The following is a 14,617-nucleotide window of genomic DNA, read 5'->3' on the forward strand; positions in this document are numbered from 1 at the left end:
TCCACCGAGCCCTGGCTGTAGACCTTGCCGTCGCAGCCCAGCATCGAACCGCTGTTGTAGTACTGCATGTTGACGACCGTGAGGATGTCCTTCACGTTGAGCGCGGTCTTGAAGTACTCGCCCGACGTGGACTGCATGTCGATGGTCTGCGGGGCCATGGTGAGCACCAGCTTGGAGCCCGCCTTGGCGGCCAGCTGGCGCAGCGCCTTGGACATGTACGTCGAGTTGAGGCCGTTCTCCAGGTCGATGTCGACGCCGTCGAAGCCGTACTCCTGCATCAGCGCGTACGCGCTGTTCGCGAAGGCGGTCGCCGAGGCGTCGCTGTTGACGGAGATGCTGCCCTTCTCGCCGCCGACCGAGAGGATCACGGACTTGCCGGCCGCGTGCTTGGCGGCGATGTCCGCCTTGAAGTCGGCTGTGGAGGCGTAGCCGACGGCCGGGTCCAGGTTGAAGGTGATCTGCCCCGGTGTGGTCGTGGCATCGGCGAACGACACCGCGATGATGTCGTACTGCGACGAGACGTCCCGCAGCTTCTGCACGGTCGCGCCGTTGTCGAAGTTCTGCCAGTACCCGGTGAGCGCGTGCTTGGGCACCGTACCCCCGCCCGGATTGCCCCCGGTGGCAGACGTCTTCGCGGTCACGGCAGCGGACCTGGCCGACTCGCCGGCCGCGTTCACCGCGCTGACCTGGAAGCTGTACGAGGTGCTCGCCGCGAGGCCCGTGACGGTCGCCGAGGCCCCCGGGACCGACGCGACCTTCGTGCCGTCCCGGTAGACGTTGTAGCCGGTGGCGGTGGAGACCGGCGTCCAGGACAGGTCGACCGAGGACGCGGTGGCACCGGCCGCGGCCAGACCCGCGGGCACCGCCGGGATCACCACCGGGTCGCTCCCGCCGCCCCCGTCGGGGCCGAGGACGCTCACGTCGTCGGCGTAGTACGGGCTCTGGCCGTACCAGCCGTGCGTGTAGACGGTCACCGACGTGGTGTTCGCGCCGGTCTTGAAGCTGGTGGTGAGCTGCTGCCAGGACGAACTGCCCGGCGTCCAGGTCGAGACATCGGTGGTGCCGGTGCCGCTCGCGCCGAGGTAGGCGTACCCGCCCTGCACCCAACTGCTCAGCGTGTAGGTCGAGTCGGGCTTGACCGCGACGGTCTGGCTGCACTTCGCGTTGTCCTGGCCCGCCGGGGTGCCCCGCAGCGCCTTGGCGCCGCCGTGGGCGGGCGAGGAGACGGCCGCGCCACTGCCCGCCGTACAGGTCCAGTTGGCCAGATCCGCCTCGAAGCCGGCGTTCTTGGCCACGTTGACGTCCGCGGCCTGGGCGGGAGCGGCGAGTGCGGTGACGCCGAGCGCGGCGACCGATATGACGGCGAGCGCGCCGCCGAGCCGGCGCCGGGCGCCGGGTCTGCCATGACGTGCACGGTCCACGGTGTCCTCCGGGGGAGAGGGGAAGGGCGGAAAGAGAACGGTGGCCACCGCTGTGCGCTTAAGCTGGTCCAGACCAATCGAGTTGTCAAGACCTCTGACGCGGAGTGCTGCCGCCGACTTCGCCCCGGGAGGCGCGTGGACAGGCGGACGGCGCCGAACGGGAGTTCGGCGCCGTCGTCGTGCAGGGTCGGCCAGGACGGTGCGGGGTCAGAGCAGGCCGCGTACGTACGCCGCCTGGCCCACATGCTGGAGGTCGTCCGCCAGCACGCTGACCAGCCGCGCGCCCAGCGTCACGGGCGGGTCCCAGTTCTCGTCGACGACGCGGTCGAGCGCGGCGTCCTTCAGGCCGCCCAGAAAGCCCAGGGTCTGCTCGTGCACCGCGTCGTAGTAGCCGACGAGCAGCGCGCCGGAATCCACCGTCACCTGACCGACCTGCTCGGACGTGTGGCCGTAACCGGTGTCCGTCTCGGGCAGGGGCAGACGGAAGCGGTCGGCCCAGCCCTTGGCGAGCCAGACCTGCTCGAGACCGGCCGCGTCGGCGAGGTGGTCGTCCTGCACGCGCGTGAGGTGCCAGATCAGCCAGGCGACGGAATTCCCGTGCCCGCCCGGCCGGGTGGCGAGAGCGTCGGGGGAAAGGCCCTCGACCACCGCGTGCACTTCTTCCTGAATGCGGCCGTAGCCGTCGATGAGTACGTCGTGGGAGTGCATGAGGTGCAGTTTCGCCGACCGCGCGGATTTCGGCCACGGACGCGCCGGAATATGCCAGGAGACTGGCGTGAAAAGCATGGTGACACTGCGTGCGGAGTGCCGATACTCGACAGGAGCAACAGTTGAATTCTGTCCCAAGGCGGCCGACGGCGGGGCGGTAATCTTGATCGCTTTCACCGCCCGCGTCGATTCGCTGATCAATGACGGACCCGTTCGATGATCAATGCGTCAGGCAATGGGGGAGAGCGTGCACGACGAATTCCTGTGCCACGTCACCGCCTACGGAATCTGCGGCGGACAGCGCGTCGGAGTTCCGCTCGGCACCTATCGCGCGCCCACCCTGCCGCTCGCCCTGTGGTGGCTGCGCGACCGGGCCGGCTGGATCGCCGAACGCCTCGACCCGCGCCCCGGACTGCCGCACCTGCCCGAAGGCGCCTTGATGCCCGCGAGCGACGACACACCGGACGTGCCCGAACTGCTCCGCGCCTGGTGCGCCGATACCGGCCAGCAGGAACGCGTGGCCGAGGCGCTGGCGGGCGGCCGGCTCGTGCGCGTCGCCACCCGCGACGAGACCACCGAGTACGAGCTGCTCGCCGAGTCCGTGGACGCCCTGCGCATGGCCCGTACGGCCGCCCGCACCCGGGCGCACGCCTCGGTCTGAGACCCCGGGCCGGACCGGCGCTCAGAAGCCGTCGACCGTGTGCGGCCGCAGATCGGTGGAGAGAGCGGCGTCGAGCATCGCCGCCGCGCCGGGCTTGTGCTCGGCGATCAGCCCCGCCCGGAGCAGCGCCCGCACGGACGTCGCTCCCAGGTAGACCGACGCCAGATCACGCGCCTCAAGGGACAGGTCGGGGGCGTCCGCGGTCGGCGCGTACGAGAACCCGTCCGGCGACGCGATCAGCCGGAACCTGCCCGCGTTGCCCGGCACCCGCTCGTCGCGCAGGTCGAGCACCACATCCACCGGCGCCGCCCACGTGCGGGCCGCCAGCGCCGCCCGCACGTCGACAAGGCGCACCCACAGCGCCGGGAACGACTCCGTCACCCGCACCTGGTCCCGGTCGGCCGCGAGCAGCGGCAGCGGATCGTCCACCGGCCGCCCCCACGCCCGCACCGTTCCGGTCAGATCGATCGCGGTCAGATAGCTCCACAGCGCGGCCGCCTCCGCGGGGCCGTCGGCCTCCAGCTCCTCGACCCGCACCACCCCCGGCGTCCGGGCGTCCTCGTCCCCCGCCTTGGTCCGGTAGATCGCGTAACCGGCCAGGGGGTCACCGAGCGCGACCACCCGCGGCGGCGACAGCTCGTCGTCGTCCTCGGCCTTCTCGACCAGCCACTCCTCGCGCCACCAGGCCTCCGTCCGCGCCTGCCGGCCCGGGCGGCCGCTGCGCGTGCCCTCGAAGTAGGGGCCGAGCAGCGCGGGGGCGGAAGCCGGGTCGACCAGACGCAAGGGGCGCGGATCGGGCGGCAGGCGCAGGGCCAGCGGGCGTCGCGCATCGATCTCCACCGTCGCGCCGTAACTGCCCGGGCCGAAACCGAACCGGCCGTAGATCGACGCCTCGGAGGCCCAGAGCGCGACGAGCGGGACGCCCCGGCGCGCGCAGCGGGCGAAGAGTTCGGTCATCATCCCGGAGAGCACGCCGCGCCGCCGGTGCGTCGGGGCGACCGAGACGAAGGTCAGGCCCGCACAGGGGAGTTCACCGCCACCGGGCACCGAGAGCGAGAACGGGTGCGCGGCCGCGAACCCGACCAGCTCCGCGCCGTCATAGGCGCCGATGCGCAGCAATCCGGCCAGGGCCGCGCGATGGTGCTCGCGCAACTGGTCCCGGGGCGACTCGTGGAAGACGAGATAGGCGAGCGCGAGGGCGCGCTCGATGTCGGACTCGGGCAGTTCACGGATCTGTACGGATCGGACATTCATGATCACAAACCCTAGCCGGGCGCCGTCCCCGGCGCCCGTGGGAGCGCGTCAGCCCACGCCGTCGAGGACACCGCCCGCCCGCCCCCGCCTGGACGCGCCTGCCTCCTCCGGTCCGGACGCGGGTACGCCCCCGGCCGCGCCGCCTTCGCCGGGAGCCGCCGGCTGCCGGTGCGGACCGAACTCCTGCAACCGCGTCCGCAGCCGTCCCATCCCGCGCCGGGCATGGCTCTTGACCGTGCCCAGCGGCCACCCCGTACGGTCCGCGATCTGCGGCTGGGTCAGATCCTCGTAGAACGCGAGCCACAGGACCGTGCGCTGCGGCACCGGCAGCCGTGCCAGCTCCTTGGTCACCAGCACCCGGTCGAGCACCGCGTCCGTCTCCTCCGTCACCACCGCGTACCGGGTGGTGAGACCGTCGAAGAGCGCCGCTTTGCGGGTGCGCCGGGCGAGCGCGTCCGCGATGTGGTGCCGGGTGATCCCCGTCAGCCAGGCGGCCTCCGGACCGAGTTCGGGACGGTACCCCGCCCGCCCCCGCCACGCGGCCAGGAACACCTGCTGCGTGACGTCCTCCGCGTCCCGGCGGTCGCCCAGCGCCCGCAGGGCGAGCCGGCGGACCAGCGGCGACCACCGCAGATAGAGGTCGGCCAGGTGCGCCGCGTCCGCCCGGACCACCGTCTCGGCCGTCCCGTGCGCCCACCGCGCGTCCATCCGGACCGTTCCGCTCATCGGTGTCTCGTCAACCCCTCGAAGTCAGCCCGGACGTGCCGGTTTCCGGTCGGAAGCGGACGCGGGGGCCGCGCCCGCGTCCACGGACCGGTCATCCTGGAAACCGTCGCGGTCGCGCCGCAAGTCGCGTCGTTTGTGCGTCGTATCGTGGGCCGATGGACGAGCAACGGGACGTGCGCGGCGCGCCGCCGCGAGAGCCCGGGGTCACCACCGGTGCCCTCGCCCGGCGCCTGGGAGTCTCACCGACGACCCTGCGCACCTGGGACCGGCGCTACGGGCTCGGACCCGCCGAGCGTGCCGAGGGCCACCACCGGCGCTGGTCGGCGCGGGACATCGGGGTGGTCGAGGAGATGTGCCGCCTCACCGCCTCGGGCCTGCCGCCCGCCGAGGCCGCCCGGCTGGCCCGCGGACGCCAACGCCCCGTGGCCGCCCTGCCGCGGCCGCGCCGGGCGCCGGCCGCGGCCGCGGCGCCGTCGCTGGAGCGGCAGCGCCGCGGTCTGGCCCGGGCCGCCACCCGCCTCGACGCACCCGCCGTGCGCGACCTGCTGGCCGAGGCGATCGACCGGCACGGCCTGGTCGGCGCCTGGCAGGACGTGATGGTGCCGGCGCTGCACGCGATCGGCCGCAAGTGGGAGCAGTCCGGTGACCGGTACGTCGAGGTCGAGCACCTGCTCTCCGGCCACATCGCGCGAGCCCTGCACCGGGGCCCGGTGGCGCCCGTCACCATGGCCGCGCCGCCGGTGGTCCTCGCCTGCACGCCCGGCGAAGACCACGCGCTGCCCCTGGAGGCGCTCAGCGCCGCCCTCGACGAACTCGGCCTGCCGCAGCGCATGTTCGGGGCGTCGGTGCCCGTCGAGGCGGTCGCGGCCGCCGTGCGCCGGACGGGCCCGCGCGTCGTCGTGCTCTGGGCCCAGGCCCGCTCCACCGCGAGCCTGCCGCTCGCCCGCCACCTCGCCGAGGCCCGGTGGGGCGTGCGCGGTGCCCGCGGCGGGCCCGTCGTGGTGCTCGGCGGTCCCGGCTGGGCGGGGCGCACCGTGCACGGAGCGCTGCGCCCGGCGACGCTGCCTGAGGCCCTGACCGGCATCCGGCGGCTCTACCCCGAACTCAGCGCAGACCCCGGGCCCGCCTGAACCGGTCGAGCCCGTCGGCCAGTTCGACCACCGGGTCCGGATAGTCGTACGCTCCGCGCTCCCGGGCCGTCAGTTTCCACGGCTCGTGCACGGCGGGCCCGGACAGACCGGCCAGCTCGGGCACCCAGCGCCGGACGTACGCGCCCTGCGGGTCGTACCGCCTGCCCTGCGTCACCGGATTGAGCACCCGGTTGGGCCGGCTGTCGGTCCCGGTCCCCGCCGTCCACTGCCAGTTCATTTGGTTGTTGGCGACGTCCCCGTCCACCAGGAGGTCCAGGAAGTGCCGGGCGCCGACCCGCCAGTCGACGTACAGCGTCTTGGCGAGGAAACTCGCCGTCAGCAGGCGGCCCCGGTTGTGCATCCACCCCTCGTGCCGCAGCTGCCGCATCGCCGCGTCGACCACCGGATACCCGGTACGGCCCGCCCGCCACGCCTCGACATCCCGGCGCGCGGACCGCTCCGGGCGCCAGCGGTCGTGCCGGGTGCGGTAGTCGTCGTGCGCGGCGGCGGGCCGGGCGGCCAGCACCTGGCGGTGGAAGTCCCGCCAGGCCAGCTGCCGGACGAACGCCTCGGCGCCGCGGCCGCCCGCCGCGCGCGCCCGGTGCGCCGCCTCCACGGGGCTCACCGTGCCGAAGTGCAGATCGGGGGAGAGGCGGGAGGTGGCGTCACCGGCCAGGTCGTCGTGCCGGTCCTCGTACGCGGCGATCCCCGACCGCAGCCAGGCCGCCAGGCGCGCCCGGCCGGCCCGTTCGCCGCCCTCGGCGAGCCCCGGTGAGACGCCCGGCACGTCGGCGCGGTCCGGCAGCGGCTCGGAGCCGACGCCGTCGGGCACGGTGACGGCGCGCGGCGCCCGGCCCACCGCGCGGGGGTGCTGCCGCTCCCACTGCCGGTGGTACGGCGTGAACACGGCGAAGTGGTCCTTGCCGGCCGGGGTCACCGCGCCCGGCGCCACACACGTCACCACCGCGTCATGGGCGATCACCTCACAACCGATGCCGTGCAGCGCGGTCCGCAGCCGGTCCTCCCGGCGCTGTGCGTACGCGCTCACGTCCCCCGCCAGGTGCACCGCGCAGGCGTCCGTCTCGGTCACCACCTTCGCGACCTCCTCCACCACGTCCCCGTACCGGACGACGAGCCGGCCGCCGCGCCGGCGCAGCCCCGCGTCGAGATCGCGCAGGCAGTCCGCGAGGAACGCCTCCCGGTTCGGCACCAGGAAGCCGGCCGCGTCGATCCCCGTGTCCCGCACGAACAGCGGCACCACCGCGTCGGAGGAGTTCAGAGCGGCCCGCAACGGCGGATGATCATGGACCCGCAGGTCGGCGGTGAACAGGACGACACACACGCGCACAGCAGCACTCCCGGATGAGGTGGGGCGACGGAAGCCGCTGCGTCGCTCTCAGCGCTCCCGTCCTCCTTTCCCGCCCCGGCACGTGCGCGGATGCACATCTTCCCGGCTCCGCGGGGCTTGTGTGCATGGTCTCCCCGGACGGGGGCAAGCGCAGCTCAAGGGAGAACGGACGGTCACCGGGTGCGCACCGTCCGTGCGGTGAGACAGGTGTGGAGGTGTCGACGAGATGCGGACAACGGTGTTGCGACGATTTCCCGCGGGCGGTCCCCGCGGTTCCTGGCCGGCGGAGGAGTACGCCGCGCAACTGCGTGCGCAGGGGCGGTCCGCGAGGGTGGTGATGGACCTGGATACGGACGCGTTCCTGGTGGTCGCCGGGGAAGGTGACGTCCCCGGCTGACCCGGGCGCCGGCCCGCGCCCGGGCAGCGCGGCGCGCCGGCGGCCCCGCACCGGGCCCCCGTCCGCGAGGACGGGGGCCCGGTGCTGTGCGGACCGCCGCAGGCCCCGCGTCAGGAGCCGACCCCGGCCAGCCCCTCGCCGCCGTCCAGCCGCGCCGTCACCCGTACCGCGCCCCGCTCGGGCGCCCGTACGGCCAGCACCCGGCCGGAGCGCGCCGTGTCCACCGCGCCGCGGACGGTGATCCGGGTGACCGCGCGGCTGCCCGCCGCCACCAGATACCAGTGCTTCGCCGGCGAGCGCCACCGCGCCGAGGCCACCACGTGCTGCCCGAACCGGCTGCAGGCGGTCGTGGACCGGGCCCGGCCGACGACCCGGGCGGGCTCCGCGACGGACGGGGCCGGGGCCCGCAACAGCAGCGCCACGTCACCGGGGCCGCGCCAGGTCGAGGCGCGGGCACAGGACCACACCGCGTGTCCGCCCTTCTCCGGCAGCTCCTGCTCGGCGAAGTCCCAGGCGTTCACCGCGCGCACCGCGCCACCCCGCCAGGGCCCGAGCCCGCAGGCGGTCCGCGCCCACGCCAGCAGGGCCTGGCCGCCGGTCGCCTCCCGCGGCTGACGGGCCGGGGGCGTGCCGTGCCCGGGCAGCGGCGTGTACGTGAGGTGTACCGGTGAGAGGCCGCCGAGATCCGCGACGAGGAAGGCGTGGTGCTCCACGATCCGCGCGGAGGAGCGCAGCTGCAGCACCGGACGCCGGTCGCACCCCGCCGCCGGGGCGACCGGCACGGTGTCGGTCAGGCCGTCCCGGGACACGTGCAGGGGCTTCGCCGGGGTGTCGGGCCGCAGCAGATCACGCCTGGTCACCTCCGCGACCCAGGGCGCGGTGAGGTAGCGGGCCGAGCCGCCGGCCCGCGCGAGCACCACCGCGGCCGCGGTGGTCACGTCGGCGTCGTCCACGCGAGCCAGAGCGAGCGAGGCGCGCCCGTCCCCGGCGGGATCGCCGTAGCGGGCCAGCCGGTCGCCGTCGGTCAGCAGCACCACGCCGTGCCCGCCGACGTCCCCGGCGAAGAGCAACTGCGGCGGTCGCGGCGGCGCGTCCGCCGGGGTCCCGGGCGTCGTCGTCACCGCGACCGTGTCCGACGGCGCGGCCCACGCGTCCAGCGCCCGTGTCAGCAAGGCCGTGTCGTCCTTGCGCCCGCCTCGCGCCGGCCAGACCGTGAAGTCGACGCGGGAGGTGTCGGCCCACGCGTCCGGCGCCGCGCGCGACAGCCGCCCGGCGTCCAGTCCCGCCGCGCTCGCCGGGGCCGACGGGCGCTGCCCCGCGGAGCCGCCGCGCGGGGCGCCGAACACCACCGCCGTGATCACGAGGAGGGCGGCCACCGCCCCGGCGAGCCGCTTGCGGCGCGCCCGGCGCAGCAGGTCCGTGGGCCGCGTCTGCACCGAGCAGGCGTCGAACTCCTGGGAGCGCAGCAGCGCCTCGGCGGCTCCGCCCGCCGCCGCCTCCAGGCCCACCGCCTCCCGGACGCCCTCCTCGGCGTCATGGACCCCCGCCGCCGCCAGCAGGCCGGCCGCTCGCGCCGTGGAGCAGCCGTCGACCCGGCGCAGGACGAACGCGGCGCGGGCCGGCGCCGACGCCCCGGCCAGCGCCTGCCCGAGGGCGATCTCCTCGGCGCCGCCGGCCCGCGGGAAGACGCGGAGCCCCCACACCACCGGCAGCCGCGGCAGCAGCGTCCGGGGCGGCGGGAGCGCCCGGGGCCAGCCCGCCGGACGGTGTGCCGCGGCCAGCGCGGTCCGCAGCACCCGCACCCGCAGGGCGTCCTCCGCGCCGCCGGGACCCGCCTGTGCCGCCCGCGGCCCCGGCACCCGCACCGCCCGTGCGCCGGGCAGCGCGCGCTGGACCGCCGCGTGCGCCATGAGGACCCGGCGGTGCCGCGACAAGGTGGCGGGCAGCGTCAGATAGGCGAGCCGGACGAGCGCGGTGTACTGCTCGACGAGGGCGGCCTCGGCCCCGGCTGCGGTTATCCGGGTGCGCTCGGCCGGGCGGCGGCGGAGGGTCGGCATGGTCGGTGCTCCCGCGTCGAAGGGCGTGATGGTGGGCTTCGCTCTTCAAACGACCGGGCCGTGTGACAGTCACACCACGATCCGGTAGGACTGCACCGGCGCAGGCGGGGTAACAGCATGCCTGCGGGGGCCTGACCCAGACGGGCCCGGTGGAGAGAGACGCGGATGATCGAGTATGTGGACGGGACAGTGATCCCCATTGGCTTCGACACTCCTGTCGAGCCGCTGCGGCGGATGACCCAGTACTCCGGCGAGGAGGGGTGCATAGCGCAGGCCCGTCATTTCGCGGAGATGTTCCTGGCGCAGCTGACCCAGGAGTGGTGCGTCGAGGTCGACCGGCAGGTCGCGGGCGACGTACTGCTCGTCGTCAGCGAGCTGGTGACCAACGCGGACCGGCACAGCCTGGGGCCCTACGTCCTGGAGCTCGAAGGGACCGCCCGGCAGGTCACCGTCGCCGTCTACGACAGCAGCGGCACCGTCCCGCGGCGCTACCCGCGCGACCCCGGGCGGATCGGCGGCCACGGCCTGGAGATCGTGGCCATGCTCGCCGATCTCACCTTCGAGCGGGTCCCGGTCGGCAAGCGCGTCAAGGCCGTCCTCACCCTGCCCGAGTGAGCGCGGGGCTTACGAGCCGCCCGCGGAGCTGAACCCCCGCCCGCCTCCGCCGGGACCGGCCCGCCCGTGCCCCCGTGCCCCCCGCACGTCCCTCCGAAGCGTCCGCCCAGTCCCCGCCCCGCAGGCGCCTGGAAGGCTTGTTCCATGATGGTCCGCGGCAGTCATCCGTGACCGCCGGTCATCGGACAGGCCCTGGAGGTACGACCATCGACATGGCAGAAACAGCAGGTGCGGTGCGCGAACTGGTGGACGCGCTGCCGGGCAGCACCCTTGTCACCGACCCGGACGTACTGGCGACCCTGGGCCGCGACGACGCGGAGTGGGCCCCCGTGGGCCGCCCGATCGCCGCCGTCCGCGCCGGCTCGGCCGAGGAGGTGCAGGCGGTGGTGCGGGTGTGCGCGCAGCGGCGCATCCCCGTCGTCACCCGCGGCGCGGGCACCGGTCTGTCCGGCGGCGCCAACGCGGTCGACGGCTGCGTCGTCCTCGACGTCTCCCGGATGAACCGCGTCCTGGAGATCGACACCGAGAACCTGCTCGCCGTCGTCGAACCCGGCGTCGTCAACAACGACCTGAAGGCCGCCGTCGCCGAGCACGGCCTGTGGTACCCGCCGGACCCGGCCAGCGCCCCCTGGTCGACGATCGGCGGCAACGTCTCGACGAACGCGGGCGGCCTGTGCTGCCTGAAGTACGGCGTCACCCGCGACTACGTCCTCGGCCTCGAAGTCGTCATGGGCGGCCCGGCGGGCGAGTACGGCAGCCGCGTCCGGTTCGGCCGGCGCACCACCAAGGGGGTCAGCGGCTACGACCTGACGAGCCTGTTCGTCGGCTCGGAAGGCACCTTCGGCGTCATCACCGAGATCACGCTGCGGCTGCGGCCCGCGCCCGCCGGGGAACCGCGCACGGTCGTCGGCGCGTTCGACAGCCTGGTCGCGGCCGGCGCGGCGGTCGCCCTGCTCACGCGCCGCGGCCTGGAGCCCGCCGCCCTGGAACTGCTCGACCGCGCCTGCATGGAGGCGGTCGAGGAGTGGAAGCACCTGGGCATCGAACCGGGCGCCGAGGCCATGCTGCTCGCCCGGGTCGACGCGGCGGGAGACGCGGGCGCCGTGGAGGCCGCCGCGGTCGCCGCCGCCTTCCAGGAGGCGGGCGCGCTCTGGGCGGAGCAGTCCACCGACGCCGTCGAGGCCGAGGCCCTCTTCGACGTACGACGCCTCGCCTACCCCGCGCTCGAACGGCTCGGCCCCGTCCTCACCGAGGACCTCTGCGTGCCCCGCTCGGCCGTGCCCGCGATGCTCGCCACCATCGAGGAGACCGGCCGCCGGCACGGGGTGCGCATCGCCACCATCGCCCACGCCGGGGACGGCAACCTGCACCCGCTGCTGATCACCGAGCCCGGCGACGAGGCGGCCCGCGTCGCCGCGCAGGCCGCCTTCGAGGAGCTGCTCCGGGCGGCGATCGCCGCGGGCGGCACGGTGACCGGCGAGCACGGGGTGGGCCTGCTCAAGCGCGCCGGCATGCGCGGCGAGCTGGGTCCGGCCGTCTGCTCGGTGCAGCGTGCCGTGAAGCGGACGCTCGACCCGCTCGACCTGTTCAACCCGGGGAAGGTCGTCGGCGAGGACTGACCGCCCCCGGGTCAGGGCTCAGCGCGGCAGGCCCGCCGGATCGGTGGCCCAGCCCGTGTCCGGCCGCTCGCTCAGCCGGTGGGTGAGCGTGCCGCCGCGGCGCAGCAGGCCGGCGTCCGTCCACGACCGGCGGTGGTCGCGGCCGTCGAGCCGCACACCCGCGATGTAGGTGTGCGTGGCGTCGGCCGCCGGGGCGTCGATGACGAGGTCGGCGCGGCCCGGCCGGTCCACCACGGCGTGCGGGAACAGCGGTGCGCCGAGCAGCAGATCGGCGCTGCCCGGGGCCTTCGGGAACAGGCCGAGGGCGGCGAACACGTACCAGGCGGACATGGTGCCGAGGTCGTCGTTGCCGGGCAGCCCGGCGGGCCCGGTCCCGTACACGGTGGAGACGATCCGGCCCACGGTGGCCTGCGTCTTCCAGGGCCGGCCGAGGGCGTTGTAGAGCCAGGGCGCGTGGATGCCGGGCTCGTTCGTCGGGTCGTAGCGCAGCGCGTCGCCGCCCTTCACCGACCACGAGCCGTCCGCCGTGTGGAAGAACCCGTCGAGCCGCGCGGCCGCCGTCTCGCGCCCGCCCATCGCCGCGGCGAGGCCCGGTACGTCCTGCGGCACCATCCACGTGTACGTGGCGCTCGTGCCCTGGGCGAAACCGCGGTCGCTGCCCGGGTCGAACGGGGTCACCCACGACCCGTCCAGATTGCGGGCCTGGATGTAGCCGGTGGCCGGGTTGAAGACGTTGCGCCACCAGGAGCCGCGCTCGGTGAAGTAGGCGGCCTCGTCGTCGCGGCCGAGCAGCTTCGCCCAGGAGCCCAGCGCGGCGTCGGCGACCGCGTCCTCCAGGGTCTCGGCGGCGCCGCCCCAGCAGTGGCAGACGTCCTGCGCCGCGTAGTGGGAGGTGAGGTACTGGGCGAGGTTCGGCCGTTGGCCCGTGCACTGGCCGGGGCAGCCCGCGTCGGAGAGACCGTCCGCGCGCGGCTCGGTGGCCTGCCGGGCCAGGGAGGCAAAGGCGCCCTCATAGTCGAAATTGCGTACGCCCATCGCGTAGAACGTCGCGAGCGTCGCCGCCGACGGGTCGCCGGTCATCACGTGCGTGGCGCCGTTGACGTGCACCCAGCGGTCCCACACGCCGTCGTTCTGCCGCGCGAAGTTGTAGAGGGACTGGGCGAAGTCCCCGGCCACCTCGGGCTTGAGCAGGGCGAGCAGCTGTATCTGGGCCCGGTACTGGTCCCAGCCGGAGAAGTTGCTGTACTGCGCGGACTGGCCGCGGGCGAGGCGGTGCGGCCTGCCGTCCATGCCGGGGTAGCGGCCGTCGGTGTCGCTGACGATGTTCGGCTGCATCAGCGCGTGGTAGAGCGCGGTGGTGAAGGTGGTGCGCTGGGCGGCGGTGCCGCCGTCCGCGCGCACCGAGCTCAGCTCGCGGTCCCAGTCGCGGCTCGCCTGCGCGGCGACGTCGTCCACGCTCGCCCGGGGCGGGATCTCCGCGCGCAGATTGGTCTCGGCGCCGGCGAGGGAGACGTACGAGATGCCGAGACGCATGTGGACATCGTTGTCGGACGCCGTGTCGAAGCCGACCCAGCCGCCCGAGCCGCGGCCCGCACGCTCGGCGCCGGTCGCGTACCCCTCGCCGCCGCTCGCGCTGGTCGAGCCGGGGGAGTAGGTGGCGTCGTGCCAGGTCCCGTAGGAGGAGAAGGCGCGGTCGAAGGAAGCGCTGAAGTACAGCTTGTAGTAGCTCTTGCGGTTGTTCACGCCGCCGTTGGCCCGGCGTCCGCAGAACGCGCCGGTCAGTACCCAGCCGGTGACCTTGTGGTGCGCGCGGTCGATGGCGATGTGCGCGTCCTCGCTGCCGTTGAGCGAGTTGGAGGTGCGGAAGAGGAGCGAGGCCGCCTTGGTGCGGGGGAACGCGAAGTCCGCGACGCCCGCGCGCCGGCTCACCGACAGGTCGGCCGAGGCGCCCGAGTCGAGGCCCAGGGTGTACCGGCCGGGCACCGCGCGCTCGTCGTCGTGCGAGAAGCCCGCCGCGTACACCGCGTCCTTGGTGTCGGCCGACGGGGACGAGGTGACGTCCCCGGCGAACGGCATGATCGGCACGTCGCCCGCGGCGCCGGGATTGCAGCCCGCGCCGTTGACGTGCGTCAGGCTCAGGCCGCGGATCCGCCGCGCGTTGTACTCGTAGCCGTTCGCCGCGCCGGTGCTGGTCTGGTCGCCCGTGGTGCTGGTCGGGGACCACGCGATCATGCCGTAGGGGCGGGTGGCGCCCGGATAGGTGTTGCCGCCGTTGGCCGAACCGATCAGCGGGTCGACGGACGCGGTGGGCCGGCCCGCGGGAGCCGCGGTGGCGGTGAGCGGCCCGGGCAGCGCCAGTGAGAGCACGGCGGCGAGGGCGAGGGCTCCGGTGCGGCGCAGCAGCGCCCCGGATCTGGACAGGACGTCGAACACGTCGCGCAACCTTTCGGAGTCGGGACAGCTGCCGGTGGGGCGCCGCCGAGCGTAGATCGCCGGGCCGCCCCGCGGAACGCCCCCGCACACCTCCCGGGTGAACGCCCGGTGAAGCCCGAGCCCCGCCCTGGGTCCTTCTCCACGGCGCGCCGCACCAAATGTGTGATTTGTGGGTTTATCGGACCTACGGTGCCAAGGTCGGTGTCCGTCAAGGGGGGACAGACGACGCGCCCGCAACCGGCGCGGAT

General features: G+C 74.6%; 11 protein-coding genes. 4 read left to right on the forward strand and 7 right to left on the reverse strand.

Annotation, left to right across the window (positions count from 1 at the left end; all coding sequences use genetic code 11):
• Both ABZY33_RS04475 and ABZY33_RS04480 read right to left on the reverse strand, forming a co-directional pair.
• Positions 1-1,421: glycosyl hydrolase family 18 protein (locus ABZY33_RS04475; RefSeq protein WP_356489959.1), on the reverse strand; the 1,421-nt coding region annotated here is incomplete at its 3' end.
• A 207-nt stretch (positions 1,422-1,628) separates the two neighbouring features.
• A complete protein-coding gene (locus ABZY33_RS04480; RefSeq protein WP_356489960.1) occupies positions 1,629-2,129 on the reverse strand; it encodes a DUF664 domain-containing protein in 501 nt (166 codons plus the stop codon).
• Positions 2,130-2,376: 247 nt separating this feature from the next.
• Here ABZY33_RS04480 and ABZY33_RS04485 point away from each other — a divergent pair, with 247 nt between their 5' ends.
• A complete protein-coding gene (locus tag ABZY33_RS04485) occupies positions 2,377-2,790 on the forward strand; it encodes a hypothetical protein (RefSeq protein WP_356489961.1) in 414 nt (137 codons plus the stop codon).
• A 21-nt stretch (positions 2,791-2,811) separates the two neighbouring features.
• Here the strand turns inward: ABZY33_RS04485 and ABZY33_RS04490 are convergent, their stop codons facing one another.
• Positions 2,812-4,044 (reverse strand): GNAT family N-acetyltransferase, encoded by a 1,233-nt coding sequence (locus ABZY33_RS04490; protein WP_356489962.1) that lies wholly within the window; start codon positions 4,042-4,044, stop codon positions 2,812-2,814.
• A 48-nt stretch (positions 4,045-4,092) separates the two neighbouring features.
• On the reverse strand, positions 4,093-4,752 hold the full coding sequence (locus ABZY33_RS04495; protein WP_356490128.1) for a sigma-70 family RNA polymerase sigma factor: 660 nt from the start codon (positions 4,750-4,752) through the stop codon (positions 4,093-4,095).
• A 173-nt stretch (positions 4,753-4,925) separates the two neighbouring features.
• On the opposite strand from ABZY33_RS04495, the gene ABZY33_RS04500 reads away from it, so the two are divergent.
• A complete protein-coding gene (locus tag ABZY33_RS04500; protein ID WP_356489963.1) occupies positions 4,926-5,900 on the forward strand; it encodes a MerR family transcriptional regulator in 975 nt (324 codons plus the stop codon).
• Here ABZY33_RS04500 and ABZY33_RS04505 read toward each other — a convergent pair.
• Both ABZY33_RS04505 and ABZY33_RS04510 read right to left on the reverse strand, forming a co-directional pair.
• Positions 5,875-7,248, reverse strand: a complete 1,374-nt coding sequence (locus ABZY33_RS04505; protein WP_356489964.1) for a deoxyribodipyrimidine photo-lyase — start codon at positions 7,246-7,248, stop codon at positions 5,875-5,877. The two genes, ABZY33_RS04500 and ABZY33_RS04505, sit on opposite strands and share 26 nt — an antisense overlap.
• Before the next feature lie 507 nt (positions 7,249-7,755).
• The gene (locus ABZY33_RS04510; RefSeq protein ID WP_356489965.1) at positions 7,756-9,702 is read right to left on the reverse strand and encodes a hypothetical protein; all 1,947 of its coding nucleotides are present in this window, start codon (positions 9,700-9,702) and stop codon (positions 7,756-7,758) included.
• A gap of 165 nt (positions 9,703-9,867) precedes the next feature.
• Between ABZY33_RS04510 and ABZY33_RS04515 the strand changes: the two genes are divergently transcribed.
• Both ABZY33_RS04515 and ABZY33_RS04520 read left to right on the forward strand, forming a co-directional pair.
• Positions 9,868-10,317 carry an ATP-binding protein gene (locus ABZY33_RS04515; protein WP_356489966.1) on the forward strand — a complete coding sequence of 150 codons (450 nt, stop codon included), beginning with the start codon at positions 9,868-9,870 and terminating at the stop codon, positions 10,315-10,317.
• Positions 10,318-10,529: 212 nt separating this feature from the next.
• The gene (locus ABZY33_RS04520; protein ID WP_356489967.1) at positions 10,530-11,936 is read left to right on the forward strand and encodes an FAD-linked oxidase C-terminal domain-containing protein; all 1,407 of its coding nucleotides are present in this window, start codon (positions 10,530-10,532) and stop codon (positions 11,934-11,936) included.
• Positions 11,937-11,954: 18 nt separating this feature from the next.
• Here the strand turns inward: ABZY33_RS04520 and ABZY33_RS04525 are convergent, their stop codons facing one another.
• Positions 11,955-14,369, reverse strand: coding sequence for a GH92 family glycosyl hydrolase (locus ABZY33_RS04525; protein WP_356489968.1), 2,415 nt, complete (start codon positions 14,367-14,369; stop codon positions 11,955-11,957).
• Positions 14,370-14,617: the final 248 nt, after the last annotated feature.

Origin of the sequence: Streptomyces sp. NPDC006552, assembly GCF_040611655.1 — a bacterium.
Classification (GTDB): domain Bacteria; phylum Actinomycetota; class Actinomycetes; order Streptomycetales; family Streptomycetaceae; genus Streptomyces.

What these genes read in the sequence shown, in the direction of transcription:
- ABZY33_RS04515 (WP_356489966.1), top strand. Translation starts at nt 9,868, where the DNA reads ATGATCGAGTATGTGGACGGGACAGTGATCCCCATTGGCTTCGACACT.
- ABZY33_RS04495 (WP_356490128.1), bottom strand. Translation starts at nt 4,752, where the DNA reads ATGGACGCGCGGTGGGCGCACGGGACGGCCGAGACGGTGGTCCGGGCG.
- ABZY33_RS04490 (WP_356489962.1), bottom strand. Translation starts at nt 4,044, where the DNA reads ATGAATGTCCGATCCGTACAGATCCGTGAACTGCCCGAGTCCGACATC.
- ABZY33_RS04500 (WP_356489963.1), top strand. Translation starts at nt 4,926, where the DNA reads ATGGACGAGCAACGGGACGTGCGCGGCGCGCCGCCGCGAGAGCCCGGG.
- ABZY33_RS04520 (WP_356489967.1), top strand. Translation starts at nt 10,530, where the DNA reads ATGGCAGAAACAGCAGGTGCGGTGCGCGAACTGGTGGACGCGCTGCCG.
- ABZY33_RS04510 (WP_356489965.1), bottom strand. Translation starts at nt 9,702, where the DNA reads ATGCCGACCCTCCGCCGCCGCCCGGCCGAGCGCACCCGGATAACCGCA.
- ABZY33_RS04480 (WP_356489960.1), bottom strand. Translation starts at nt 2,129, where the DNA reads ATGCACTCCCACGACGTACTCATCGACGGCTACGGCCGCATTCAGGAA.